Here is a 24,428-nt window from a genome sequence, read left to right on the forward strand (position 1 = left end):
GGTTTTTTTATACGTGAAGCTCGCAGGGCGGCGTAGGGTGCGCACCTGTGCGCACGCGGTCACAGTTTGCCGGCTCGCGGCGTTGCCGACATGTCGCACCGTTCGCACCGCGTGCGCACAGGTGCGCACAGGTGCGCGCCCTACGCCGTGCAATACGAACGCCGCGAAATGACGCCAGGACCTACGAAAAATACGCTTCCGAAGCAAACACGACGGCAACGATGAGCAGCACCGCGACCGCCAGCACCACCAGCAGCCGGCCGAACTTCGGCGAGCCTACCGTTTCCGGTTCGGATGGCATGTCGTTGTCGTCGCTGAACTCTCTCATGGCAGCAAAATAGTCGATCCGGTGGTCTTGCGCGACTCCAGCGCGGTTTGCGCCTTGGCCGCGTCCGCCAACGGGAATTTCTGGTTGATCTCGATTTTCACCTTGCCGCTCGAAACCATTTGGAACAGGGCGCCCGCCATCGCTTCCAGTTCTTCACGCTTTGACGTATAGGCCATCAGCGATGGCCGGGTAATATACAGCGAGCCGCGCGTGGCAAGTTCGGTCAGCGAAAACGGCGGCACCGCGCCAGAGGAATTGCCAAAGCTCACCATCAGTCCGCGCGGACGCAGGCAGTCGAGCGACTTGAAAAAGGTTTCCTTGCCAACCGAGTCATACACCACCGGGACCTTTTGACCGTTCGTGATTTCAAGCACGCGCTGCACCACTTCTTCGGTGTTGTAGTTGATCACGTGGGCCGCGCCGTGCGCTTTCGCCAATTCCGCTTTTTCCTTCGACCCGACGGTGCCGATCAGGTTCGCGCCCAGCGCGCGTGCCCACTGGCAAGCGATCAGGCCGACGCCTCCGGCCGCGGCATGGAACAGGATCGTCTCGCCCTGTTTGACTTGGTAGGTGCGAGTGAGCAGGTACTCGACGGTCAGGCCACGCAGCATCATGGCGGCCGCGGTTTCGAACGAAATGTTGTCCGGCAGGTGTACAAGTATATGGGCCGGCATCACCCGCGCTTCGCTGTACCCGCCCAAAGGTCCGCCGGCGTAGGCCACCCGGTCGCCGGGTTTGATGTGGGTGACGCCCTCGCCCACCGCCTCGACCACGCCGGCGCCTTCCAGGCCCAGCCCGGACGGCAGCGACACCGGGTACAGGCCGGTACGGTAATAGTTGTCGATGTAGTTCACGCCGATCGCGTGCTGGCGCACACGGGCCTCGCCCGGGCCCGGATCGCCGACCTCGACGTCGACGTATTCCAGCACCTCCGGGCCGCCGGTTCTTGAGAAACGAATTGCTTTTGCCATCATCGTGCTCCTGTTCTGGTTTGCGGTCTTTCGCAGAGTACGCGGGACTGGAGCGGCCCGCACGCCCTGCGTCACTTCACATCACTTCTTGCGCGCCAGGAGCATCAACTGCGACAACACCAGCCGCCCGGTCGACACATTGGTCGCGCAGGGAATGTTGTGCACGTCGCAGGCTCGCACCAGCGCGTTGATGTCCGGCTCGTGCGGTTGCGGGGTCATCGGGTCGCGCAAAAAAACCACCGCGTCGATTTCGCCCTCCACCAGTTTGGCGCCGATCTGCAGGTCGCCGCCGAACGGCCCTGAATGCATGCGCTCGATCGTCAGCCCCAGTTCGTTGGCCAGGCGTCCGCCCGTGGTGCCGGTCGCGGACAGTCGGCAGCCGCGCAAAAAATCCACGTACTCGGCCGCCAGCGCGATGATGTCGTCTTTTTTCTTGTCGTGCGCGATGAGCGCGATACGTGGTTTCATCTCCGCTCCGTTCTCTATTTTTTTAGCGACAGCATGTAAATTCCAACCAGCACAAGTGCGGTTCCGGCCAGCTGCACCGAGGTGATCGGCTCGCCGAGGATGGCAAAGCCGAGAAACAGCGTGGACACGGGCCCGATCATGCCGGCCTGGGACGCGGTGGTGGCGCCGATGCGCTGCACCGCGACCATCGTCATGAACACCGGGAAGATGGTACAGAATATCCCGTTCACGAGCGAGAGCCAGTAGACCGGCGCGGGCTGGATCAGCAGGCTTGCCGGCCGCAGCAGGAAAAATTGCAGGATGCATGCCACGCTCGACACGCACATCGCGTACGACACCAGGCGCAGCGAGCCGATCCGGCGCACCATCTCGCCCGAGCCAAGCAGGTAGATCGCATACGTCACTGCCGAACCCAGCACCAGCAGCGAACCGGTCACCGTGCTACCGGCGCCGGCGCCAAGGTCATGCGCGAACACCAGCACGATGCCGGTATATGACAGCCCCAGGGCCAGCCATTCGACGCGGCTGATGCGGCGCTTGAGAAACAGCGACGTGATCATCAGCACGAAGGTCGGCGTGAGGAACAGGATCAGGCGCTCCAGCCCGACCGAAATGTATTGCAGCCCGAGGAAATCGAGAAAGCTCGACAGGTAGTAGCCGACCAGGCCCAGCCCCAGCAAGCGCCAGCGGTCGGCGCTGGCCAATGGCGCTTCGGTGCGCATCTTCCAGACCGCCACGGCCGCGAAGAACGGCAGCGAGAACAACATCCGGAACGCGATCAGGGTGATGGCGTCGATGTGGTAGCGGTACAGCAGTTTGGCGACCACCGCCTTGGTGGAAAACAGGACTGCCCCGGCGATGGCGATGGCCAGGCCGGCGATCAGGGCAGGACGGGAGACAGCAGGAATCGGTGCGGCCGTTGCAATCTTACTCATCGGAACATTTTAGAACGAAACAAAAAATCTGGCTGATCGTGCTCGCGAACGCTTGCCAACGGCTGTGGTCGAATGTTCGCCAACTCATCCATGGAGAACGTATGTCGCAGACCGACGAGTCACCGAGCCGCACCCGCTCGCCTTCGGGAGCGGCATGCGCGGCCAGCCTGGCCGACACGGCCGACGTGCTGCGCCGCGCGCGCCGCCGGGCCGGGACCGAACGCGCGATCGTGCTTGCCGCGCTCGGTGCGCTGACGGTGCTCTGCTGGGCCAGCCTTGCGCTGCCGTTCGAGAGGCTGAACCTGGAACTGCCGGTGTCGCCGAAAGCGCTGGAGTATGCCCTCCTGTGGGGCCAGTGGAACGCGGCCATGCTGGCGATCCTGCTCCCCGCGCAGGTTCGCACCACCCTGCTCTACCTGCGGGCGGCGCGCTACCGTTACCGGGTGCGCTGGCCCTACCTGGCAACCATGCTGTTCGTCTGCGGGCTGGCGTTTGCGCTGGCGACTTTTGCGGTCGTGGCCGCCGTGGTCCAGCGGCTGCTGGCCGACGCCGGCGTGCTCGATCGGAACCACGCGATCGCCAACTCCACCGTTGTTGCGCTGATGCTGGTGTCGGCCGGAGTCTACCAGTGGACCCCGCCCAAGCTGGCCAGCCTCGAACACTTCCACGCGCCGCTGCCGTTTGTGCTGGCCGGCTGGCGGCCGGGTGCCGGCGGTGCCCTGCGCATGGGGCTGGAGGACGGCGTGGCCGCGGTGCGATCCTACTGGCTGCTCGCCGCCCTGCTGCTGGCGACCGGCCCGCTCCACCTGCTGGGAGTGGCCGCCATTTCCACTCTTGCACTGGCGGAAAAACTGCTGCGCGGCGGCATCATAATCGCCTGCGTCGCGGGCCTTGCACTTGTTGCCTGGGGCTCACTGATATTGTTTCCGTAACGTCTTGGCGAGGGGGCCCTATGCTAGAATGACGTCCACTTTTGCATACCGTCTATAGGAACTTTCGAACATGGCTGGACACAGCAAATGGGCCAATATCAAACATAAAAAAGCCGCCACCGACGCCAAGCGCGGCAAAATCTGGACCCGCTTGATCAAGGAAATCACCGTTGCGGCGCGCATGGGCGGCGGGGATGTCACGGCCAATCCGCGCCTGCGCCTGGCGGTCGAAAAAGCGGCCGACGCGAACATGCCGAAAGATAACGTCAACCGCGCGATCCAGCGCGGCGCCGGCGGCCTGGAAGGCGTGAACTACGAGGAAGTGCGCTACGAAGGCTACGGCATCGGCGGCGCCGCGATCATCGTCGACTGCATGACCGACAACCGCGTGCGCACCGTGGCCGAAGTACGCCACGCGTTCAGCAAGTTCGGCGGCAACATGGGCACCGAGGGTTCGGTCTCGTTCATGTTCAAGCACGTCGGCCAGTTCCTGTTCGCCCCCGGCGCGGAAGAAGACAAGCTGATGGAAGCGGCGCTGGAAGCCGGCGCGGACGACGTGATCACCGACGACGAAGGCGGCTTCGAAGTGCTGTGCGACCCGAACGCGTTTGCCGGCGTCAAGGAAGCGCTGGAAAAGGCCGGCTTCAAGGCCGATTCGGCGGAAGTCATCATGAAGCCGGACACCGAAACCGAGTTCACCGGCGAAGACGCGCAGAAGATGCAGAAACTGCTCGACGCCCTGGAAAACCTGGACGACGTGCAGGAAGTCTATACCAACGCCGTCATCGAAGATTAAGTTACGTATGAAAATCCTGGTAGTCGGCTCTGGCGGCCGCGAACACGCCCTGGCCTGGAAACTGGCCCAATCGGAACGCATCCAGATGGTGTACGTGGCCCCCGGCAACGGCGGCACCGCCCGCGATCCGCGGCTCGTCAACGTCGACCTCACCGACCCGGCAGCGCTGGCTGACTTTGTCGTCGCCGAAAATGTCGGCCTGACCGTGGTCGGCCCGGAAGCGCCGCTGGCGGCCGGCATCGTCAACCTGTTCCGCTCGCGCGGCCTGAAAATCTTCGGCGCGACGCGCGAAGCGGCGCAGCTGGAAAGCTCGAAGGACTTCGCCAAGGCCTTCATGTCGCGCCACAACATCCCGACCGCGACCTACCAGAGCTTCACCGACGCCGGCGCGGCGCACGCCTATGTCGACGCCAACGGCGCGCCGATCGTGATCAAGGCCGACGGCCTGGCCGCGGGCAAGGGCGTGGTGGTGGCGATGACGCTGGACGAGGCGCACCAGGCGATCGACCACATGCTGTCGGATAACCGCTTCGGCGACGCCGGCGCGCGCATCGTGATCGAAGAATTCCTCGAAGGCGAAGAAGCCAGCTTCATCGTCATGTGCGACGGCAAGAACGTGCTGGCGCTGGCCACATCCCAGGACCACAAGCGCCTGCTGGACAACGACCAGGGACCGAACACCGGCGGCATGGGCGCCTACTCGCCGGCGCCGATCGTCACCCCGACGCTGCACGCACGCGTGATGCGCGAGATCATCATGCCGACCATCCAGGGCATGGCCAGGGACGGCTTCCAGTACACCGGTTTCCTGTACGCGGGCTTGATGATCGACTCACACGGCAACCCGAAGACGCTTGAATTCAACTGCCGCATGGGCGACCCGGAAACGCAGCCGATCATGGCGCGCTTGAAGAGTGATTTCGTCAGCGTGCTGGAGCACGCCTGCAACGGCACGCTCGACACGGTGGAACTGGAGTGGGACCGCCGCACGGCGGTGGGCGTGGTGATGGCCGCGGCGGGTTATCCGGACAGCCCGCGCAAGGGCGACATCATCGAAGGTATCCCGCAGGAGGCGCCGGAATGCGTCACCTTCCACGCCGGCACGCAGCTTGTCGACGGCAAGCTGCTGACCTCGGGCGGCCGGGTACTGTGCGTGGTGGGGCTGGGCGACAACGTCAAGCTGGCGCAGAAGCAGGCTTATGACGCGGTCGAACAGATCCATTTCAACGGCGCGCAGTATCGCCGCGATATCGGCTGGCGCGCGGCGAAGTAAGCGCAGCAGGCTGAATTGACGGTGCAACCGCGTGCGCACAGGTGCGCACCCTACGATCCCCTAAGGTCAGCGCCGGTGAATCGCCCCGTAGGGTGCGCACCTGTGCGCACGCGGAACGCCGCGCAGTGTTAGCCCATGCCGTTACGCCGGAACACTTTGTTATAAAAACCCTTGGCAGTGTACAATCTGTCCACTTTAAACCTCGACTGAAACCAGATGTCCTCCCCCTCCCCCGCCGCCGTCAAGGCCTGGCTGCTCGACCTTCAGGCGCGCATCGTGCAGGCGCTCGAAGAGATCGACGGCAAGCCGTTCCTGCGCGAGCACTGGGAGCGCCCCGAGGGCGGCGGCGGCATCTCGCGCCTGATCGAGGAAGGTAATGTGTTCGAGCGCGGCGGCGTGAACTTCTCGCACGTGATGGGCAAGAGCCTGCCGCCGTCCGCGATGGCCGCGCGCCCCGAACTGGCCGGCCGCGCCTGGGAAGCGATGGGCGTGTCGCTGGTGCTCCATCCGCGCAACCCGTACGCGCCCACGGTCCACATGAACGTGCGCTTCTTCGAGGCGACCGCCGAAGGCCAGGAGCCGGTATGGTGGTTCGGCGGCGGCATGGACCTCACGCCGTACTACGGTTTCGAAGACGACGCCCGCCACTTCCACCAGGTCTGCCGCGACGCGCTTGCGCCCTACGGCAGCACCCTGCACGACCGTTTCAAGAAGTGGTGCGACGAGTACTTCTACATCAAGCACCGCAAGGAGCCGCGCGGCGTGGGCGGCATCTTCTTCGACGACTTCAACGAAGCCGGCTTCGATATGTCGTACGCGATGGTGCAGAGCGTGGGCGAGAGCTTCCTGCGCGCCTACCTGCCGATCCTGCAGCGGCGCAAGGACGCGTCCTACGGCGAACGCGAACGCGACTTCCAGTCCTACCGGCGCGGCCGCTACGTCGAGTTCAACCTGGTGTGGGACCGTGGCACCCTGTTCGGCCTGCAGTCGGGCGGGCGCACGGAAGCGATCCTGATGTCGCTGCCGCCGATCGTCAAATGGCGCTACGACTGGCACCCCGAGCCGGGCTCGCCGGAAGCGCGGCTGTACACCGACTTCCTGGTCCACAAGGATTGGCTCGCTTCGTGACCCGCTGCATCGCCCTGCTGGGCGGGAGTTTTGACCCGGTTCACCACGGCCACGTGGCGCTGGCCACGCTGTTTGCCGGCCTGCTGCAGCCGGACGAACTGCGCATCATCCCGGCCGGAAAACCATGGTACAAGTCCGGCCTGCGGGCGAGCGATGCCGACCGCGTGGCGATGCTCGAGCGGGCCTTCAAGGATGCGAAGCTGTCCGTCGTGCTCGATATGCAGGAGATCGAGCGCGCCGCGCCGACCTACACCGTCGACACCTTGAAAAACGTGCGGGCCGAGGTGGGGCCCGATGCGTCGGTCGTGTTCATCATGGGCGCCGACCAGCTGCGCATGCTCGACACCTGGCGCGAGTGGCGCACGTTGTTCGAGCTGGCCAACATCGCGGTGGCGGCGCGGCCGGGCTTTGCGCTCGACCACGAAACGTTGCCGCCCGCGGTAGCGGACGAACTGCGGCGCCGCCTGGCCACCCCAAGCGAGGTACGCGCAACTGCTGCGGGCCGGGTGTGCGTCGTCCAAACGCTGGCGGTCGACATCTCGGCCACCCAGGTGCGCGAGGCGATCCGAACCGGCACCGACACAAACGCGCTCATTGCGCCGCAAGTGCTAGACTATATTCAACAACACAATCTATACAAGAGCTAATGGATATCAAAAAACTGCAAACGATCGTCGTGGACGCCCTCGAAGACGTCAAGGGCCAGGACATCGTCCTTTTCGACACCACCGGCCTGACCAGCCTGTTCGACCGCATTGCCGTGGTCTCGGGCACGTCGAACCGCCAGACCAAGGCGCTGGCCGCCTCGGTGCGCGACAAGGTCAAGGAATCGGGCGGCGACGTGGTCGGCATGGAAGGTGAAGACACCGGCGAATGGGTGCTGGTCGACCTGGGCGACATGATCGTCCACATCATGCAGCCCGCAATCCGCCAGTACTACCGCCTCGAAGAGATCTGGGGCGAAAAGCCGGTCAAGCTGGGCGCGGCCAAGCGCAAGTCGAGCGCCGAAGGCGTCGCCGCCGCGGCCGAGCCGAAAACCAAGTCCAAGCACCTGGCGGCCAACCAGGAGCAGCCGGAAGCCAAGCCGGTCCGCGAGCGCAAACCGGCAGCCCGCAAAGCGGCAGCCGAAACTGCCCCGGCCAAGAAAACCCCGGCGGTAAAAGCAGCCGTGGGCAAGACCGTCAAGGTCGCCCCCTCCAAGACCGCCGTGGCCGAGGTCAAAGCCAAGCGCGCAGCGAAAGCCGCGGAAGCCGCGCCGGCCAAGAAGGTCATCAAACGCGTGGTCAGGAAAGCGGCCGCCGAGTAAGCCTCGATGCAGCTTATTATTGCGGCCGTTGGCCACAAGATGCCGGCCTGGATCGAGGCCGGCTTTTCGGAATACACCAAACGCATGCCCCCTGAGCTGCGCATCGTGCTCAAGGAAATCAAGCCGGTCGAACGCTCGGGCAGCAAGACCGCGGCCACCGCCATGGCGCTCGAACGCGAGCGCATCGAAGCCGTGCTGCCCAAGGGCGTGCGCATCATCGCGCTCGACGAGCGTGGCAAGGACCTTACCAGCGTCGGCCTGTCCCGCATGCTCGAACAGTGGCAGCAGGACGGGCGCGACACTGCATTTCTCATCGGCGGCGCCGACGGGCTCGACCCCGAACTCAAAGCGCGCGCCGAAGGTATGATTCGGATATCAAGCATGACGCTGCCGCACGGGATCGTGCGGATTATGCTTGCCGAGCAGTTGTACCGAGCCTGGAGCATCACCCAAAACCACCCCTACCACCGCGTTTGACCATGCCACTCACTCCGATCAAAGCCCTCGACAAGAAGGTCTACCTCGCCTCCAAAAGCCCACGCCGGCGCGAACTGCTGCGCCAGGTCGGCATCGACTTCGAACTGCTGATGCTGCGCAGCGACCCGGCGCGCGGCATCGACGTGCCCGAAGACGTGCTGCCGGGCGAAGACCCGCACGATTACGTCGCGCGCGTAGCCAGTGCCAAGGGGGCGTTCGCGTGGAAGGTGCTGCAGCAGCGCCGCCAGCAGCTGCGCCCGGTGCTGACCGCCGATACCACGGTCACCATCGACGGCATCATCCTCGGCAAGCCGGCCGATGCCAAAGAGGCCGAGCAGATGCTCGCGCTCCTGTCGGGACGCACGCACCAGGTGCTCACTTCGGTGGCGGTGCACTGCACCGATTTCGCCCAGCAGATCACGCAGGTGTCGAACGTGCGCTTTGCCAAGCTGAGCGCGGGTGAGATCAAGGCTTACTGCGCAACGCCCGAGCCGTACGACAAGGCAGGCGGATACGGCATCCAGGGGCTGGCCGCGCTGTTTGTCGAACAGATCGAGGGCAGCCATTCGGGGATCATGGGATTGCCGCTGTTCGAAACGGCGCAGCTGCTGCGCAGGGCTGGGGTGCCGATTTAACCGCATCTGTAGGGTGCGCGGCTCGTCCGCCCTACAGTACTGAACAAACGTCCGCGCCTACCGGAGCTCTCGTAGGGTGTGCACCCCGTGCGCACGCGGTACGTGTGCGTACCCGAGCCAACAATCTGCAACCGTACCGCGTGCGCACAGGTCCTCGGCGGCCCCGCGCCCCCTACGAAGGTCATCGTTGGGTGCGCACGCGCTTCCGTCGCCTCCACATTGCACCCACGCCGTGTATGATTACACTCTGAACAATACTGCACGGCCGCCCCCATGAACGAAGACATCCTCATCAACATCACCCCGCAAGAGACGCGCGTGGCGCTGATCCTGCAGGGCGCGGTGCAGGAACTGCACATCGAACGCACGCTCACGCGTGGACTGGCCGGGAACGTCTACTCGGGCAAGGTCGTGCGCGTGCTGCCGGGGATGCAGTCGGCGTTCATCGACATCGGCCTTGAGCGCGCCGCGTTCCTGCATGTGGCCGACATCTGGGAAGCTCGCAGCCACGATGGCTCCAGCTCGGTGACCACGCCCATCGAAAAGCTGCTGTTCGACGGCCAGGTGCTGACCGTCCAGGTCATCAAGGACCCGATCGGTACCAAGGGCGCGCGCCTGTCGACCCAGATTTCGATCGCCGGCCGCATGCTGGTCTATCTGCCCCAGGACAGCCACATCGGCATCTCGCAGAAGATCGAGAAGGAATCGGAACGCGAGCAGCTGCGCCAGCGCATGCAGGGCCTGCTGCCGCCGGACGAGAAAGGCGGCTACATCGTGCGCACGATGGCCGAGGAAGCGTCCGACGCCGACCTGTCGGCCGACATCGACTATTTGCGCAAGACCTGGAACGCGATCCTGCAGGGTGCGCGCACCAAGCCGCCGACCAGCCTGCTGTACCAGGACCTGAACCTGGCCCAGCGCGTGCTCCGCGATTTCGTGCACGACGAAACCGCCACCATCCAGGTCGACTCGCGCGAGAACCACGGCAAGCTGGTCGAGTTCGCGCAGGTCTACACGCCGAGCGTGCTGTCGCGCCTGCAGCATTACACGGGCGAGCGCCCGCTGTTCGACCTGTACGGCGTGGAGGAGGAAATCCAGCGGGCGCTGGGCCGCCGCGTGGACCTCAAGAGCGGCGGCTACCTGATCGTCGACCAGACCGAGGCGATGACGACGATCGACGTGAACACGGGCGGCTTTGTCGGTGGCCGCAACTTCGCCGATACCATCTTCAAGACCAACCTCGAGGCGGCGCACGCGATCGCGCGCCAGCTCCGGTTGCGCAACCTGGGCGGCATCATCATCCTTGACTTCATCGACATGGAGAATGCCGAGCATCGCACTGCGGTGCTGGCCGAGCTGAAGAAGACGCTGGCGCGCGACCGCACCAAGGTGTCGGTCAGCGGCTTTTCGGCGCTGGGCCTGGTCGAGATGACGAGAAAGCGCACGCGCGAATCGCTGGCGCACATCCTGTGCGAGCCCTGCCCCGCCTGCGGCGGCAAGGGACAGGTCAAGACCTCGCGCACGGTCTGCTACGAGATCCTGCGCGAACTGCTGCGCGAAGCCAAGCAGTTCAATCCGCGCGAGTTCCGCATCGTCGCCTCGCAGGAAGTGATCGACCTGTTCCTGGAAGAGGAGTCGCAGCACCTGGCGATGCTGGGGGACTTCATCGGCAAGCGCATTTCGCTGCAAGTTGAAAAGGGTTATCCGCAGGAGCAGTACGACGTGATCCTGATGTGATGCGCCAGATCGTCGTTGGCGGGGCCGTTCTTGCAAAGTTAAGGATAACCTGTGGCACTACTCAACTTTTCGCAACCCTTAATTTCCGATGAAACCATCGCTGCGATGGCAGATACGATGCGTACCGGTTGGATCGCCAGCGGCCCGCGCGTACTGGAGTTTGAGCAAGCCCTGTCCGATACCTTTGGCGGCCGCCCGACACGCACCTTGACTTCGGCCACCGGCGCAATGGAGGTGGCCTTGCTCGCTTGTGACATTGGGCTAGGCGATGAGGTGATCACGTCGACCCAAAGCTTCTTTTCGACGATGAACATGATCGTCAAGGTCGGGGCGCGGCCGGTCTTCGTCGACTGCGACTTGATCTCGCGCGCCATCGACCTTAACCAGGTAGAAGCCGCCATCACGTCGCGCACCAAAGCGATCGTGCCGACTCACTTCCCCGGTGCGTTAGGGGATATGGACGCGCTATATGCCCTGGCGCAACGCCACGGATTGCGCGTGATCGAGGACGCGGCATTGGTGCAGGGTTCGGAATGGAAAGGCCGCCCAATCGGCAGCTTCGGCGACATCGCGACATTCTCCTTCCATCCGAACAAGAACATGACGACCATCGAGGGTGGCGCGGTCGTTGTGCAGGACGAGGCAACCGCCCGCCGCATTGAAGTGCTTCGGTTCCATGGCATCGAGCGCCTTGAGGACGGCACCCGTGATGTGGTCGTTGCCAGCGGCAAGTACAACATGTCGGACGTGTCAGCCGCGATCGGACTTGCCCAGCTCAGGCAACTGCCGGCCTTCCTGGCGCAGCGACGCCAGTTGGCGGACCGCTACTTTGAGAAGTTCCCACAAATCGAAGGCGCGCTGCTTCCGCCGCGCGGCGTTGCGGGTCAGAGCTGGAACATGTTTTGCGTCTTGCTGCCGTTCGCAAGTCTGGGCATGACGCGTCAGGCCTTCCGGGCTGCGTTGCGCGAACGCGGCATCGCCACTGGACTGTCATACGAGCCGTCGCACTTGTCGACGCTGGGGCGCAGCCTTGGCTATCGTGAACAACAATTCCCGAATGCCGAACGTATCGGCGAACAGACCGTGACCATTCCACTCCACTGCGGCATGACCATCGAGGACGTGGACCGCGTTTGCGATGCGATCGGCGAAGTGATTGGATCAAAAAAGCACTGATACGCGCTGCCGCCGGCGTGAACGCTTCCTCGCGCAAATCGCAGACTTGCCAACGCTGAGCGCGTCAGCGGCGCGTCCACCCCTGCGCGCGCACCGCGCGCTCACGTTCGGCGTCGAGCGTGCGGCCCGCGATGCGCTGGTCAATGGCATCAAGCACCGCCGCCGGCATCGCGCTGCCGGCCTGGCGGTAAGCCCCGCCCTGTTCCGCGTCGCCCTCAGCCAGTACCGGAACGCGCCACTGGCCGCCGCTGCGGCAGGCCAGCCCGCCGGCTGAACCGATCGTGAAGCTGCGGCAGTAGCTGCCGTCCTTCGCCTCGAAGCTCACGCCAAGCTTCACATCGGCGTCCTGTCCTTGCTCGCTTGCGAGCTGCCGGGACAGCGCCTGCGCCAGGGCACCCTGCGCCACCAGTTCCCCGCCCACCTGCGCGAGCGGCGCGGACGATGCGTCCACGTGCATGCCCTGCCAGCCCAACGCCCCCACCAAAATGCCGACAGCAAGCGAGGCAGCCATGCCGCCCCACTGCGGCCACGACCATCTCGCAGGCAGCGTGCGGGCGCCGGCGGCTTGCAGCGCATCGACGCGAACATGGCCGCTCGAAACGGCGCGCGGCTGCAAGCGCTCCGGCACCGGTTCGTCGAGCACGCCGGCAAAGGCCGCGAACACGTCGGCACGCAGCGCGCGGTGGCGCTCCACCGCCGCGGCCACCCCGGGGTCGGCGCGCATGGCCTGCTCGACCTCGGCGCGCTGCGCAGGATCGAGCTCGCCGTCGGCGTAAGCCATCAAAATTTCGTCGGTAATGTTCATCCCTTCATCCTCGCCCGGTCGGACAGCAGTTCCTGCAGGGCTTCGCGCGCACGCGCCAGCCTGCTGGTGAGCGTCCCCATTGGAATTTCCAGCACCTCGGCCGCGTCCTTGTAGGGCAGCCCGTCGACCAGCACCAGGCCGATGACCATGCGGTGATCCTCGGACAGCAGGCTGATCGCCTTCTCGATCGCCATGCGCCGCTGGTGCGCTTCGGCGGCGTCGTCACCCACGTGTTCGCCCTCCTCTTCCGGCGCGAACAGCTCGGCGCGGCGGGCGCGCGAACGCACTTCGTCGATCCAGGCGTTCTTCACGATCCGGAACATCCAGCTGTCCAGGCGCGTTCCCGGCTCCCACTGCTCGGCGCGAGTGAGCGCGCGCTCAACCGCGACCTGCACCAGGTCGTCGGCGTCTTCACGATGAAAGGTGATCGAACGTGCAAAGCGGCGCAAGCGCGGCAGCAGCGCGGCGATGTCGTTTTCCAGCACGATGCTCATGGTCTTGTAGGGAAAACGCACGAACCGGGGATTTTCTTCCCTGTCCCGTTCGTTTTATTGTGACGATAAACTCGCGCATATTAACATTGGCCTATGAAAAGAATTTTCCTTTTGCTGGCCGGGCTTGTGGCCGCAGGCAGCGCTTGCGCCCAGTTGCGCCTGCCGTCGCTGACCCTGCCGTCCGGCCTGGTGGGGCTGGACAGCTTGCGGCGGCCGGCGCAGCAGTTGGTGGAGAGCGCCGGCCTGCCCGACCTGCGCGCGCTGCGGCAGGATCAGGTCGGCCAACTGCTGCGCCGTCATCCCGGCGTGCTGGAAGCCGATCCGCACGGCGAACCGGCGCTGCGCGGCGAGATCCTGGCGTTCAATCCGACGCCGGCCGCGCTCGACGCAGCGCGCGCGGCCGGCCTGCGCGTGGCGCGCGAAGAGCGCCTCGAGGAACTCGACCAGACCCTGGTCGTGCTGCGCGTGCCGGACGGCGCGGCCACCGCGCAGATGCTGGAACGCTTGCGCGCGCTCGATCCCGACGGCCAATACGATTTCAATCACATTTACACAGGCAGCGGCGCAGCCTGGGCGCCGGCACCCGCGCCGGCGCAAGAGGAGCGCACAGCGCAAGCCCCTGGCGCGCCCAGGGTCGGCCTTGTCGACAGCGGCGTGGACCGTGCGCACCGCGCCCTGCGCGGGTCCGGTATCCAGGCCTGGGGCTGCGCCGGCACGGCGCACCCCAGCGCCCACGGCACGGCGGTCGCCGCATTGATGGTAGGCCGCGATGGGCGCTTTCGCGGCGCGGCGCCGGGCGCGCAACTGTATGCGGCCGACATCTATTGCGGCGACGACCCGGCTGGCGGTTCGGCCGAAAGAATCGCTGCGGCGCTGGGATGGCTGGCGCGCGAACAGGTCGGCGTGATCAACCTGAGCCTGGTCGGGCCGCCGAACAAGGCGCTCGAGGGCGTGGTCGCGGCGATGGTCAAGCGCGGACACCTGCTGGTCGCCGCAGTCGGCAACGACGGACCGGCAGCGCCCCCGCTGTACCCGGCCAGCTATCCCGGAGTGGTGGGCGTGACCGCGGTGGGCCGCAACGGCGAGCCGCTGCCGGAAGCGGCGCGCGGGCCGCAAGTGCTGTTCGCAGCGCCCGGCAACAACATGGTCAGCGCGGCGCCTGGCGATCCGCCCTATCGGCCGGTGCGCGGCACGTCGTTCGCGGCGCCGATCGTGGCGGGCCTGCTGGCACCCAGGCTGGCGCACCCCGACCGCGCCCGTGCGCGCGAGGCCATCGACGCGCTTGCCCGCCAGACCAGCGGCGTGGACGGCGGCACGATCAGCAACAGCCTCGGCTATGGGATCGTGGGCGCCGAACTGCGCACCGATCCTGCCTGGCTGCGCTGATTTTCGAAAAGAAATAAAAAATTTTCGCCATGATGGAATAAATGGCTGAGCTGCGTCGTTCTCCTATCAACGGCGGCGGATTGTCCGCGCCCAACATCCAAGGAGAACAGCATGAACACGAAACTCATCGTCCAGATCGCTCTCATCTTTTCGTGCGGCGCGGCCGCGACGGCCCACGCCCAGCTGCTCGGCGGGCGCGGCCTCGGCGGTTCGGTCGGCGGTATGATGGGTGGCATGGGCCAGCTCGGCGGCATGGGGCCGATGGTGACGCGGGACTCGTCGCTGGGCGCCATGCGCGCCGAACGGGCTGCGCAACTTCCCAAGAGCGCCTCGGCTGAGGGCAGCGCGTCCGGCCAAGGCAGCGGCAGCATCAGCCTCTCCGGCGCGCGGCCCGCAGTGCCGCTGCCCACTGCCTCATCCGTGACCGGCTCCGCAACCGCAGCTGCGGGCGGCGCAAGCGATGCGGGCAAGATGGCGGCCGCGGATGCGTTGCAGGGTCCGCAAGGCAAGGCTAGCGCAGGCGCGGCAGCGCTGAACAACGCGGCGTCGCGCGGCGCGATGGATATTCAGGGCGGAAGCTCTTCGGCGCTTGCAGCCGGGGCTAATGCCGGCCATGTGGCCGCCGCAACTGCAAGCACCGCTGCGGCCGATGCGCAAGGCAGCGCCGCGAGCGCGGGCGGCATCGCCGGCCAGGCGACAGCCAGCGCCAGCAATGCAAGCGATACGCAGGCTGGCGGGGCTTCCGGCGGCGTGGCGCCGGCAACGCCGCAGATGCCCAATGCACGTGGCGCGGCGCAGGGCCTCGTGGCAAATCACGGCGCGGCGCCGCAGCTGTCCATGCCGACCGCTCCTGGCAGCGCCGCCCCGAGCGCAAAAGACTCGGAACATGCCAACCGCAGCCTGAACCTCGGCGGCGCGCTGTCCGGCGCACATTCGAACGCGATCGCTAGCACTGGCAAGTCAGCGACCACGGGTGATACTACTTCTGGCAGCAGCACCAATCGCACGCACGGCGCGCACGCTAGTGGAAGCGCGCAAGGCAAAGGTGGCGCGTCGATGGGCGGCAGTGTGAACAACGGACGTGGCCTCGGCGTCGCGAGTGCCGCCGGCGAGATCGGGTCGCCGGTCCGCGAAGGCGCTCAAACTCAGGCCGCCAGCACCCGTTCGTACGCCGCGTCCAGCACTGCAAACGCAAAGCACACGTCGCGCTCGGCCGGGCACGGTGCCCGACGTGCAGCTGCATCGGCATCCGATACCAAGGTGTCGGGTTCCGCGAAAGCCAGTGCGAGCGGATCGGCCAGCGGGGCGGCTGGTTCGGGCAACTAAGCTAAGCAACCACGAGGGCGATACCATTTGGGTATCGACCCGATACTTACTTGGTCTTGGACGGATGAGGCCAACGCGAATATGGTTGGAAATCTGAGCAGATCGCCAGATTTCGTAACACATTCCTGGTTATGACTTACCCGTCCGGCCAGCCATGCACGGACCCGGTCTTCTGCCAGCACGACAAGTACTAACAAGGCAGGACAGAGGAGAAGCAATGGATACAAGGCTGGCCATCATCGTGGGTGTCACGGTGGCTTATTTCGGCGTGATGACGTACATCGGGTATAGCGTGCGCAAACACGCGCGCAGCAGCGAAGGCATGACAAGCGGAGGGCGCAATTATCCAGCCTTCCTGATCGGCGCGCTGCTGCTGTCCGAGTTCATCGGCAGCTCGGTCAGCCTCGGCACGGCCCAGAAGGGATTCGAGCTGGGCATCTCCGCGGCCTGGAATCTGGTCGCCCTGTCCATCGGCTTTCTGCTGCTGGCCCTCGTGCTCGTCAAAAAATACAAGCAGGTTGGCCTGAACACCATTTCCGCCATCCTGGCCAAGACGTACGGCGAACCTGTCCGGTTTGCCGCATCGATCCTGACCATCATCGCCCTGAACATCATCGCGGTGGCGATGTATGCGGGCGGCGGCGCGGTGCTCGCCGCCGTCCTGCACATCGACAAAAACCTGGCGATCGTGCTGGTCGGCGCAATCACTGTTTTCTACGTGAGCATGGGCGGCATGCGGTCGGTCGTCTATACCAACTTCGTGCACTCGGCCGTCAAGTATGCCGGCATCATCCTTGCCGCCGCATTCGCACTTGAACAGACCGGCGGCATCGGGGCCTTGAAGGCGCAGTTGCCGGCGACGATGTTCAACCCAATGGAAGTGGGCTGGAGCCAGATCATTGCGTGGATGATCGGCGGCATCGGCTCGATCTTCGCAACCCAGTATGTGATCCAGGCGCTGATCAGCACCGACAACGATAAGGTCGCCAAGCGCGCCTGCTTCTACGTGTCGTCGCTGATGATTCCGTTCGGCCTGATGGCCGCGCTGGTGGGCATGTGCAGCGCCGTGCTGTACCCCGGCATCAAGTCGATCAACGCATTCCCGGAGCTGATCGCGCACATGCCGGCGTTTTCCGCCAGCGTAATGGTGGTCGGCCTGGCAGGCGCCTTGTTCGGCGGCATCTCGGCCGGTGCGCTCGCTTCCGCCACCCTCGCGCTGAAGGACTTCTATGATCCGTTCTTCAACAAGGAAAAGAACGATCGCAAATCGGTCATGTTCGTCCGCGTCGCGATCGTCGTCGCGGGCCTCTTGCCACTGGTGATGGCGATGTACGCCGACAAGCTCTTGATGATCGCCTTTCTCGGCAAGGCGCTGCGCGCGACGCTCGCGGTGCTGGTCCTGATGGCGTTCTATGCGCCGCGTTTCGGCACGCCGAAGGGCGCGTTCGCCGGAGTCATCCTGTCGGTGATCGCGACGATCGGCTGGTTCCTCGCGGGCAATCCGTACGGCATCGACAGTTCCTACCTGGCCCTGGCCGTGCCGCTGCTGTGCATGGGCATCAGCCATCTGTTCAAGCCTGCCGCGCCCGGCGCGCTGACGGGCGAGGCGGCCGGCTGATTTGATCTTCCTTATGCCAGCCCCTATTGAAAAGCAGGTGGCTGGCAAAAGCGGGTAGGATGACAAGCGTATCCCGGCGAACGATGGACTCTCGGCCATGAATGCTTCACCTACCCTGCGCGTCGACGTCTGGAGCGATTACGTCTGTCCGTTCTGCTATCTTGAACTGCCGGAAATCCAGCGCTTGGAGGGTCAGTTCAACGACCAGATCGCGGTCGTGTGGCGCGCGTTCGAGCTGCGGCCGGAGCCCAATCCCACGCTCGACCCCAACGCGCAATACCTGCACAACACCTGGAACCGTACGGTCTACCCGCTTGCTGAAAACCGCGGCATGAAACTGAAACTGCCGCCGGTGCAGCCGCGCAGCCGCAAGGCGCAGGAGGCGGCGGCCTTTGCCGAGACGCACGGGCGTTTCAACGCCATGCACGAGGCATTATTCCGCGCCTTCTTCGAACACGGGCGCGACATCGGCGACATTGAAGTACTGTGCGCGGTCGCGGCCGAAATCGACGAGCTGGACCCGTTCGACCTGCGCCAGGCGCTGGAAGAAAACCGGTACACGGCCGAGGTGCTCGATGACGAGCAGCTGGCGCGCGCGCTGGGCATCAACGGAGTACCGATCATGGTCCTGCGCGCGCAAGACGCGCCGTGGGAAGAAGGCCTGCCACTGCGCGGTGCCGTCCCCTACGACATGCTGGAAACCGCGGTGAACGAGGCGCTGGTGCGCTTGCGCAGCTAACGTTCATTAACAATTTAATACAGTTCTTGGGAGAAAAAACAAGTAGAGTCCCGTCATCCGGCCTTTGCCGACAATAAAAAAGGGATCCCGATGAAAAAGACTTTGCTTTTATGCGGCTTGGCCTTCGCACTTGCCGGTTGCCAATCCGTCCCGCCACTGAATTTTTCCGTGCCTAACGTCCGCTTCAGCCAGAAGAAGATTGACGCCGAGCTCAAATCGATGACGGTCTCCATCGCCCGCACCGACGAAAAGACCGGCGAACTGCCGGCCGGCATGGAGCGCATGGTTCCGCAGTTGTGGCAGACATCGCTGCAGGAGTCGCTCAACCGGATGGCCATCTTCAACGATGACGCGCCGAGGAAAGTGAACCTCGCGGTCAAGATCCTCAAATTCGATGTCCCGGAAGACGGACTGGCCGCCATGTTGTTCAAGACCGAGACGGCAGCACGTTACGAAATCTTCGACCGCAAGACCGGCGAAATTATCTATTCGCGCGACTTCATTTCCAGAGGCGAGCTTCCCTTCGATATGACCCTGGTGGGCGACGCGCGCCAGCGCGAGGCTATCAACAGGGCCGTGCAGAACAATATTGCGGGCTTCCTGCAGTCGCTTGAAACGCTCGAGATTGCCAAGCCGGTCGTCGCCACCGCGTCGAACGGGACCGCGGGCACCTGACGTTTGACACAGGCGGCGGCATCGGGCTATGTTGTTGGCGACATGACCGATGGATTCACACAAATGAAAGACCCCGCAACCGCCGCCACCGAACGCAAGCCCGGACCGCTGGCCGGCATCAAGGTCATCGAAATGGGCACCCTGATCGCCGGCCCGTACGGCGCGCGCCTGCTCGCCGAATTCGGCGCGGACGTGATCAAGATCGAGCCGCCCAACAAGGGCGACCCGATCCGCAACTGGCGCGTGCTGCACAACGGGACCTCGCTCTGGTGGTATGTCCAGTCGCGTAACAAGAAATGCATCACCCTCGACTGCGGCGCGCCGGAAGGACAGGCAGTGCTCAAGGCGCTGCTGGCCGAGGCCGATGTCCTGCTCGAGAACTTCCGGCCCGGCACACTGGACAAATGGGGCCTCACGCGCGAAGCGCTGGCCGAGATCAATCCCGGACTGATCGTCTCGCGCGTGTCCGGCTTCGGCCAGACCGGGCCGTACAGCAAGCGCCCCGGCTTTGGCGCGATCGGCGAATCGATGGGCGGCATCCGCCACCTGACCGGCTATCCCGGCATGGCGCCCACGCGGGTGGGCATCAGCCTGGGCGATTCGGTGGCCGCGCTGTACGCGGTGATCGGCATCCTGATGGCGCTGTACCACCGCGACGTGCACCAGGGCGGCGGTCAGGAGATCGACGTGGCGCTGTACGAAGCCGTGTTCAGCCTGATGGAGAGCATGGTGCCCGAATACGACCAGAAGAAGGTGGTGCGCGAACGCACTGGATCGGTCTTGCCGGGCATCGCGCCATCGAACGTCTACCCTACCCGCGACGGCAAGTACGCGGTCATTGGGGCCAATGGCGACGCGATCGTGCAGCGCCTGCTCAAGGTGATGGGGCGCGAGGACATGTTTGACGACGAACGCTTCGCGAACAACGCGGCGCGCGTCAAGCACATGCAGTTCATCGACGACATGATCAGCAACTGGACCAGGCAATACGACCTGGACGCCGTGCTCGACAAACTCAATGAAGCGAATGTGCCGGCCGGGGCGATCTACAGCATCGAGGACATCTTCCGCGACGCGCAGTACCAGGCGCGCGACATGATCCTCGACGTCGAGCATCCCGAGTTCGGCAAGCTGAAGGTGCCGGGCATCGTGCCCAAGCTGAGCAAGACGCCGGGCAGCGTGGAGTGGCTTGGGCCGAAGCTCGGCGAACACAATCTCGACGTGCTGCGCGGGATTGGACTTACCGAAGAACAGATTGCGCAGATGGCGGAGAAAGGCGTGATTTGACGGTTCGTAAGGAGGCGTAACGTGCTCGTCGTTCAGGACCGTAGGGTGCGCACCTGTGCGCACGCGGATTGGGAGCACCTTTAGCGGTTCAGCCAACAGGCCCCGGAACGGTGGCGCGGATCCGGATGCGCTTACTGGCTCGCGGCTTGCTCTTTCACTGCCCAGCGTTCGCGAACCGCGTGCGCACAGGTGCGCACCCTACGCCTTCCGGTGAGCCTTACGATCGGCTTAGCGCGTTGATATCTGCCGCTTCGAGCACCCGCTTTTGCGCGCCGCGCCGCACGACGTTGAGCATGGCCTGCCCCATCTGCCGCGTCGTGACCACCAGATTGGGCAGCGCGCGATGCAGCAAGGGCAGCACTGGCTTGAACAGCGAATAGAAGATGCGGTAAGCCGGCGTCTTGGACTTGATGCCATCGAGCGGCTGGATCATCCCGGGCCGCAGCACGTAGACCGCCCTGAAAGGCAGCGCCAGCAGCGCGTTTTCGGTCTTGCCACGCACGCGCTCCCACATCAGGCGGCTCTTTTCCGTGCTGTCCGCGCCCAGGATGGACACGTAGACAAAGACCATCCGCGGGTTCACGCGCGACAGCGCCGCCCCGGCGTTGACGGCCATGTCGCGGACGATGTGGGTGTACTGCTGCTCACCCAATTTGCCCGGGCTCACACCGATGCAGTAGAAGCACGCGTCAAAGCCGTCCAGCTCCTCGTCCATGCCTTCGTAGTCCCACATTTCGGCATGCACCAGTTCGCGCAGCTTGGGGTGCCGCTGCCCGGTCGGATTGCGCCCGATCGTCTTGACCAGCTCAACGTCAGGCGCGGCCAGGCATTCGCGCAGCACGCCCTGGCCGACCATGCCAGTGGCGCCGAAGATGACGACCTTCACTGCGCACCCGTATGCGCCGACGGGAAGAACAACTGCTCGCCAGAGGGCTTGAACGAAGCGATGCGCGCCTGCCCTTCCGGCGACGTGATCCAGTCGATCAGCATCTTGGCGCCCTTGGCGTTGCTGCCCTTGTGGCGCTCGGGGTTGACCGCGATGATGCCGTACGGGTTGAACATGCGCTTGTCGCCCTCGACCAGGATTGCCAACCCCGTCTTGGCCTTATAGGCGGAATAGGTGGCGCGGTCGGTCAGCGTGTAGGCTTTCAACTCGGCCGCCATGTTCAGCACCTCACCCATGCCCAGCCCCGCCGACACGTAGTTCGCGCCTTGTGGCTTGGTGCCGGCATCCTTCCAGTAGGACTTCTCCATCACGTCGGTGCCGGAGTTGTCGCCGCGCGAAATGAATTTGGCGCCGCTCGCCGCGATCTTTTTGAAGGCCACGATCACGTCCCTGGTGCCCCTGATGTGAGCCGGGTCGGACACCGGGCCGGCGATGATGAAGTCGTTGTACATCACGTCGCGCCGCTCACTGCCCCAACCTTCAGCCATGAACTTGTCTTCCAGTTGGCGCGCGTGCACCAGCGCCACGTCGACGTCGCCGTTCTTGGCCAGCTCCAGCGCCTTGCCGGTGCCGACTGCGATCACATGGACCCTGGTGCCGGTCTTGGCCTCGAACGGCGGCAGCAACCAGCCCAGCAGGCCCGAGTTGTCGGTGCTGGTGGTGGTGCTCAGGCGTATCACCTGCTGCGCCATCGCCAAGGGCGAAACCAGCAGGGCGCACAACAGGGCTGCAAACAGCCGTTTCATCTTTTTCTCCTTGTTGTTATCGAAATTCCAGCTGCCCGTCGCGCAGCTTGATGCGCCGTACGCCGGGCAGCCCGATCAGGTCGCGGTCGTGGCAGGCCATGACCACGCTGCTGCCTGCTTCTACCAAAGTCGGGATCAGCGCGATCACCTGCTCGCGCGCCATCCCGTCCAGGTTCGCGGTCGGCTCGTCCAGCAGCAGCAGCCTGGGTTTGAGCACCTTGGCACGCGCCAGCGCCACCCGCTGCTTTTCGCCGCCCGACAGTTTGGCGGGGTCTGCGTCGCACAGGTGCGCCACTCCAGCCCACGCCATCGCCTGCTCCACCTCCTCTGCCACCCGCGCCTTCGGTTCGCCGCGCGCCAGCAGGCCGTAGCCGATATTGTGCGCCACGCTGGTCGAGAACATGATCGGGTGCTGGTGCACGTACACGATCGCGTTCCTGAGCGCCTTCGGGTACGGGCGCAGCGTCACTTCCCTGCCCTCGAATTCAACATGCCCGACCTCAGCCGGTTCCAGCCCTCCCAGCACGCGCAGCAGGGTGCTCTTGCCCGAGCCGTTCACGCCGGTGAGCACGTAGGCGCGCCCCGTTTCCAGTTCGAGCCGGTCGATGTCGAACAGCAGCCGGTCGCCAAACCGCTTGCGCAGCTTTGAAACCCCCAGCAGCACGCTCATGCCTGTCCGCGTGGCGCGTGCGCCTCGCCCTGCAGGAGCATCAGCACGCCGTTCATCAAAAGCGCCACCGTCACCAGCACGATGCCAAGCGCGATCCCCTGCGCGAATTCGCCCTTGCTCGTCTCCAGCGCGATGGCGGTGGTGATGGTGCGCGTGGCGCCCTCGATGTTCCCGCCTACCATCAGCGCGCAGCCGACTTCGGAGATCACCCGCCCAAAGCCGCTGATCACCGCCACCATCACGCCAAAGCGCACCTCGTGCAAAAGCGTGCCCATGACCCGCCAGCGCGAGGCGCCGTGTGCGATCGCGGTTTCCGCATAGCGCGGGTCGGCCGCCTGCACGGCGGCCAGTGTAAAGGCGAGCAGCACCGGCAGCGCGATGATCATCTGGCCGGCGACCATTCCCGGCTGGGTGAACAGCCACTGCAGTGACCCCATCGGCCCGTGGCGCGACAGCAGCAGGTACAGCAGCAGTCCGACCAGCACCGTCGGCAGCGACAGCGCGGCCTGCGCGAGCCAGATCACGATGCGGCGCCCGGTAAAGCGGTGCATCGCGATCAGGTAGCCCAGCACGACGGCCGGCGGCGTCGCCAGCAGCAGGCCGAGCGTACTGGTCTTGACCGAGACCCAGACGATGCCCCACAGCGCCGGGTCGCCGGTCAGCAGCAGCACGAAGGCGGCGCGGGTGGTGTCCAGCAGGTGCATCATGCGGGCCGGGGAACCGGGCGCAAGTCAGCCTCCAGCAATTCGGGCTCGAACACGAGCCGTTCGTGCCCGGCCAGCAGCAGGAAGTGCCTGCCGGTGCAGCGCGCCAGCAGCGACATGCCCACGTGCTCGGCCACCATGTGCCCCATCTGGGTGGTGCCGGAGCGCGACAGCAGGAACGGAATGCCCATCTGCGCGCCCTTGATCACCATTTCCGACGTCAGGCGGCCGGTGGTGTAGAACACCTTGTCCTCGCCTCCCATCCCTTCCAGCCACATCAGCCCGGCGATCGCGTCCACCGCGTTGTGGCGGCCGACGTCCTCGATAAAGTACAGCAGCTCGCCCGTGTTGGAGAACAGCGCGCAGCCATGCACCGAGCCGGCCTGCTTGTAGATCGACTGCTGGGTGCGGATCGTCTCGACGATGCGGTACACCACCGACTGCGTCAGGCGCGCGTGGGGCGGCAGCGCGATGCTGTCCACCTCGTCCATCAGGCCGCCGAACACCGAGCCCTGGCCGCAACCGGTGGTCACCACCTTCTTGGAGGTGCGCTCCTCCAGGTCGGCAATGCCGTTCCTGGTGACCACCGCCACCGCATCGACCGACCAGTCGACCTGTACCGACTCCACCTCGTCGATCGAGCGCACCAGCCGCTGGTTGCGCAGGTAGCCGAGGGTCAGCGCCTCGGGCGCGGCGCCCAGGGTCATCAGGGTCACCAGTTCGCGCTTGTCGACATACACCGTCAGCGGCCGTTCGGCCGGGATGAAGGTCGACGCGCGCCGGCCCTTTTCGTCGATGGAGAGCACCTCGTGCGTGAGCCTGGCGCTCGCCTTGGACAGCTGCGGACGGTGGCTGATCAGGTCTGGGAAG

27 protein-coding genes are annotated in these 24,428 nt (G+C 65.1%); 16 read left to right on the forward strand and 11 right to left on the reverse strand.

The genetic code is table 11. From position 1 onward, the window contains the following. Window positions 1-181: 181 nt before the first annotated feature. The 4 genes from E4O92_RS24745 to E4O92_RS06690 all read right to left on the reverse strand — a co-directional run bounded on the left by E4O92_RS24745 (window position 182) and on the right by E4O92_RS06690 (window position 2,702). Complete coding sequence (locus E4O92_RS24745) at window positions 182-328, reverse strand: hypothetical protein (RefSeq protein ID WP_167759718.1); 147 nt, start codon at window positions 326-328, stop codon at window positions 182-184. After that, window positions 325-1,299, reverse strand: a complete 975-nt coding sequence (locus E4O92_RS06680) for a quinone oxidoreductase family protein (RefSeq protein WP_135188982.1) — start codon at window positions 1,297-1,299, stop codon at window positions 325-327. Before E4O92_RS06680 ends, E4O92_RS24745 begins: the two co-directional genes overlap by 4 nt. A gap of 81 nt (window positions 1,300-1,380) precedes the next feature. Beyond that, complete coding sequence (locus tag E4O92_RS06685; RefSeq protein ID WP_135188983.1) at window positions 1,381-1,767, reverse strand: methylglyoxal synthase; 387 nt, start codon at window positions 1,765-1,767, stop codon at window positions 1,381-1,383. Window positions 1,768-1,781: 14 nt separating this feature from the next. Beyond that, the gene (locus E4O92_RS06690; RefSeq protein WP_135188984.1) at window positions 1,782-2,702 is read right to left on the reverse strand and encodes a DMT family transporter; all 921 of its coding nucleotides are present in this window, start codon (window positions 2,700-2,702) and stop codon (window positions 1,782-1,784) included. A gap of 101 nt (window positions 2,703-2,803) precedes the next feature. Here E4O92_RS06690 and E4O92_RS06695 point away from each other — a divergent pair, with 101 nt between their 5' ends. The 10 genes from E4O92_RS06695 (at window position 2,804) to E4O92_RS06740 (ending at window position 12,162) form a co-directional block, all read left to right on the forward strand. Further along, the gene (locus tag E4O92_RS06695; RefSeq protein ID WP_135188985.1) at window positions 2,804-3,634 is read left to right on the forward strand and encodes a copper chaperone; all 831 of its coding nucleotides are present in this window, start codon (window positions 2,804-2,806) and stop codon (window positions 3,632-3,634) included. 70 nt (window positions 3,635-3,704) lie between these two features. Next, window positions 3,705-4,430 carry a YebC/PmpR family DNA-binding transcriptional regulator gene (locus tag E4O92_RS06700; RefSeq protein WP_135188986.1) on the forward strand — a complete coding sequence of 242 codons (726 nt, stop codon included), beginning with the start codon at window positions 3,705-3,707 and terminating at the stop codon, window positions 4,428-4,430. Between the two features lie 7 nt (window positions 4,431-4,437). Beyond that, window positions 4,438-5,703, forward strand: coding sequence for a phosphoribosylamine--glycine ligase (purD, locus tag E4O92_RS06705; protein WP_135188987.1), 1,266 nt, complete (start codon window positions 4,438-4,440; stop codon window positions 5,701-5,703). Window positions 5,704-5,919: 216 nt separating this feature from the next. Beyond that, window positions 5,920-6,831: an oxygen-dependent coproporphyrinogen oxidase gene (hemF, locus tag E4O92_RS06710; protein ID WP_135188988.1), complete on the forward strand. Its 912-nt coding sequence runs from the start codon at window positions 5,920-5,922 to the stop codon at window positions 6,829-6,831. Further along, on the forward strand, window positions 6,828-7,478 hold the full coding sequence (locus E4O92_RS06715; RefSeq protein WP_229483109.1) for a nicotinate-nucleotide adenylyltransferase: 651 nt from the start codon (window positions 6,828-6,830) through the stop codon (window positions 7,476-7,478). Before hemF ends, E4O92_RS06715 begins: the two co-directional genes overlap by 4 nt. Then, complete coding sequence (gene rsfS, locus E4O92_RS06720) at window positions 7,478-8,137, forward strand: ribosome silencing factor (protein ID WP_135188990.1); 660 nt, start codon at window positions 7,478-7,480, stop codon at window positions 8,135-8,137. Before E4O92_RS06715 ends, rsfS begins: the two co-directional genes overlap by 1 nt. A 6-nt stretch (window positions 8,138-8,143) precedes the next feature. Continuing rightward, entirely contained in the window at window positions 8,144-8,614 is a 471-nt protein-coding gene (gene rlmH / locus E4O92_RS06725) for a 23S rRNA (pseudouridine(1915)-N(3))-methyltransferase RlmH (protein ID WP_135188991.1), read from the forward strand. Between the two features lie 17 nt (window positions 8,615-8,631). Beyond that, entirely contained in the window at window positions 8,632-9,249 is a 618-nt protein-coding gene (locus tag E4O92_RS06730) for a Maf family protein (protein WP_135189014.1), read from the forward strand. Window positions 9,250-9,522: 273 nt separating this feature from the next. Beyond that, complete coding sequence (rng, locus tag E4O92_RS06735; protein WP_135188992.1) at window positions 9,523-10,986, forward strand: ribonuclease G; 1,464 nt, start codon at window positions 9,523-9,525, stop codon at window positions 10,984-10,986. A gap of 51 nt (window positions 10,987-11,037) precedes the next feature. Beyond that, complete coding sequence (locus E4O92_RS06740; protein ID WP_135188993.1) at window positions 11,038-12,162, forward strand: DegT/DnrJ/EryC1/StrS family aminotransferase; 1,125 nt, start codon at window positions 11,038-11,040, stop codon at window positions 12,160-12,162. Window positions 12,163-12,226: 64 nt separating this feature from the next. Here the strand turns inward: E4O92_RS06740 and E4O92_RS06745 are convergent, their stop codons facing one another. Together E4O92_RS06745 and E4O92_RS06750 are read right to left on the reverse strand one after the other, a co-directional pair. Continuing rightward, window positions 12,227-12,967 (reverse strand): anti-sigma factor family protein, encoded by a 741-nt coding sequence (locus tag E4O92_RS06745; protein WP_135188994.1) that lies wholly within the window; start codon window positions 12,965-12,967, stop codon window positions 12,227-12,229. Then, window positions 12,964-13,482 (reverse strand): RNA polymerase sigma factor, encoded by a 519-nt coding sequence (locus E4O92_RS06750; RefSeq protein WP_229483111.1) that lies wholly within the window; start codon window positions 13,480-13,482, stop codon window positions 12,964-12,966. Before E4O92_RS06750 ends, E4O92_RS06745 begins: the two co-directional genes overlap by 4 nt. Window positions 13,483-13,554: 72 nt before the next feature. Between E4O92_RS06750 and E4O92_RS06755 the strand changes: the two genes are divergently transcribed. The 6 genes from E4O92_RS06755 to E4O92_RS06780 all read left to right on the forward strand — a co-directional run bounded on the left by E4O92_RS06755 (window position 13,555) and on the right by E4O92_RS06780 (window position 20,492). Continuing rightward, window positions 13,555-14,847 carry a S8 family serine peptidase gene (locus E4O92_RS06755; RefSeq protein WP_135188995.1) on the forward strand — a complete coding sequence of 431 codons (1,293 nt, stop codon included), beginning with the start codon at window positions 13,555-13,557 and terminating at the stop codon, window positions 14,845-14,847. Between the two features lie 111 nt (window positions 14,848-14,958). Further along, window positions 14,959-16,173, forward strand: a complete 1,215-nt coding sequence (locus tag E4O92_RS06760; RefSeq protein ID WP_135188996.1) for a hypothetical protein — start codon at window positions 14,959-14,961, stop codon at window positions 16,171-16,173. 217 nt (window positions 16,174-16,390) lie between these two features. Continuing rightward, complete coding sequence (locus E4O92_RS06765; protein WP_135188997.1) at window positions 16,391-17,791, forward strand: sodium:solute symporter family protein; 1,401 nt, start codon at window positions 16,391-16,393, stop codon at window positions 17,789-17,791. A 97-nt stretch (window positions 17,792-17,888) separates the two neighbouring features. Further along, complete coding sequence (locus E4O92_RS06770) at window positions 17,889-18,530, forward strand: DsbA family oxidoreductase (protein ID WP_135188998.1); 642 nt, start codon at window positions 17,889-17,891, stop codon at window positions 18,528-18,530. A gap of 90 nt (window positions 18,531-18,620) precedes the next feature. After that, a complete protein-coding gene (locus tag E4O92_RS06775) occupies window positions 18,621-19,205 on the forward strand; it encodes a YajG family lipoprotein (RefSeq protein ID WP_135188999.1) in 585 nt (194 codons plus the stop codon). Window positions 19,206-19,268: 63 nt separating this feature from the next. Next, window positions 19,269-20,492 carry a CaiB/BaiF CoA transferase family protein gene (locus E4O92_RS06780; protein WP_135189000.1) on the forward strand — a complete coding sequence of 408 codons (1,224 nt, stop codon included), beginning with the start codon at window positions 19,269-19,271 and terminating at the stop codon, window positions 20,490-20,492. Between the two features lie 217 nt (window positions 20,493-20,709). On the opposite strand, the gene E4O92_RS06785 is transcribed toward E4O92_RS06780, so the two are convergent. The 5 genes from E4O92_RS06785 to E4O92_RS06805 are packed head-to-tail and all read right to left on the reverse strand — an operon-like array spanning window position 20,710 to window position 24,415. Next, a complete protein-coding gene (locus E4O92_RS06785) occupies window positions 20,710-21,378 on the reverse strand; it encodes a Rossmann-fold NAD(P)-binding domain-containing protein (protein ID WP_135189001.1) in 669 nt (222 codons plus the stop codon). Continuing rightward, complete coding sequence (locus E4O92_RS06790) at window positions 21,375-22,184, reverse strand: ABC transporter substrate-binding protein (protein ID WP_135189002.1); 810 nt, start codon at window positions 22,182-22,184, stop codon at window positions 21,375-21,377. Before E4O92_RS06790 ends, E4O92_RS06785 begins: the two co-directional genes overlap by 4 nt. Before the next feature lie 16 nt (window positions 22,185-22,200). Beyond that, window positions 22,201-22,854: an energy-coupling factor ABC transporter ATP-binding protein gene (locus E4O92_RS06795; RefSeq protein ID WP_135189003.1), complete on the reverse strand. Its 654-nt coding sequence runs from the start codon at window positions 22,852-22,854 to the stop codon at window positions 22,201-22,203. After that, complete coding sequence (locus tag E4O92_RS06800) at window positions 22,851-23,558, reverse strand: ABC transporter permease (protein WP_135189016.1); 708 nt, start codon at window positions 23,556-23,558, stop codon at window positions 22,851-22,853. The genes E4O92_RS06795 and E4O92_RS06800 overlap by 4 nt, the downstream gene beginning before the upstream one ends. Then, on the reverse strand, window positions 23,558-24,415 hold the full coding sequence (locus E4O92_RS06805) for a formate dehydrogenase accessory sulfurtransferase FdhD (protein WP_135189017.1): 858 nt from the start codon (window positions 24,413-24,415) through the stop codon (window positions 23,558-23,560). Before E4O92_RS06805 ends, E4O92_RS06800 begins: the two co-directional genes overlap by 1 nt. Window positions 24,416-24,428: the final 13 nt, after the last annotated feature.

Source organism: Massilia horti, from assembly GCF_004614195.1.
GTDB classification, from domain to species: domain Bacteria; phylum Pseudomonadota; class Gammaproteobacteria; order Burkholderiales; family Burkholderiaceae_D; genus Telluria; species Telluria horti.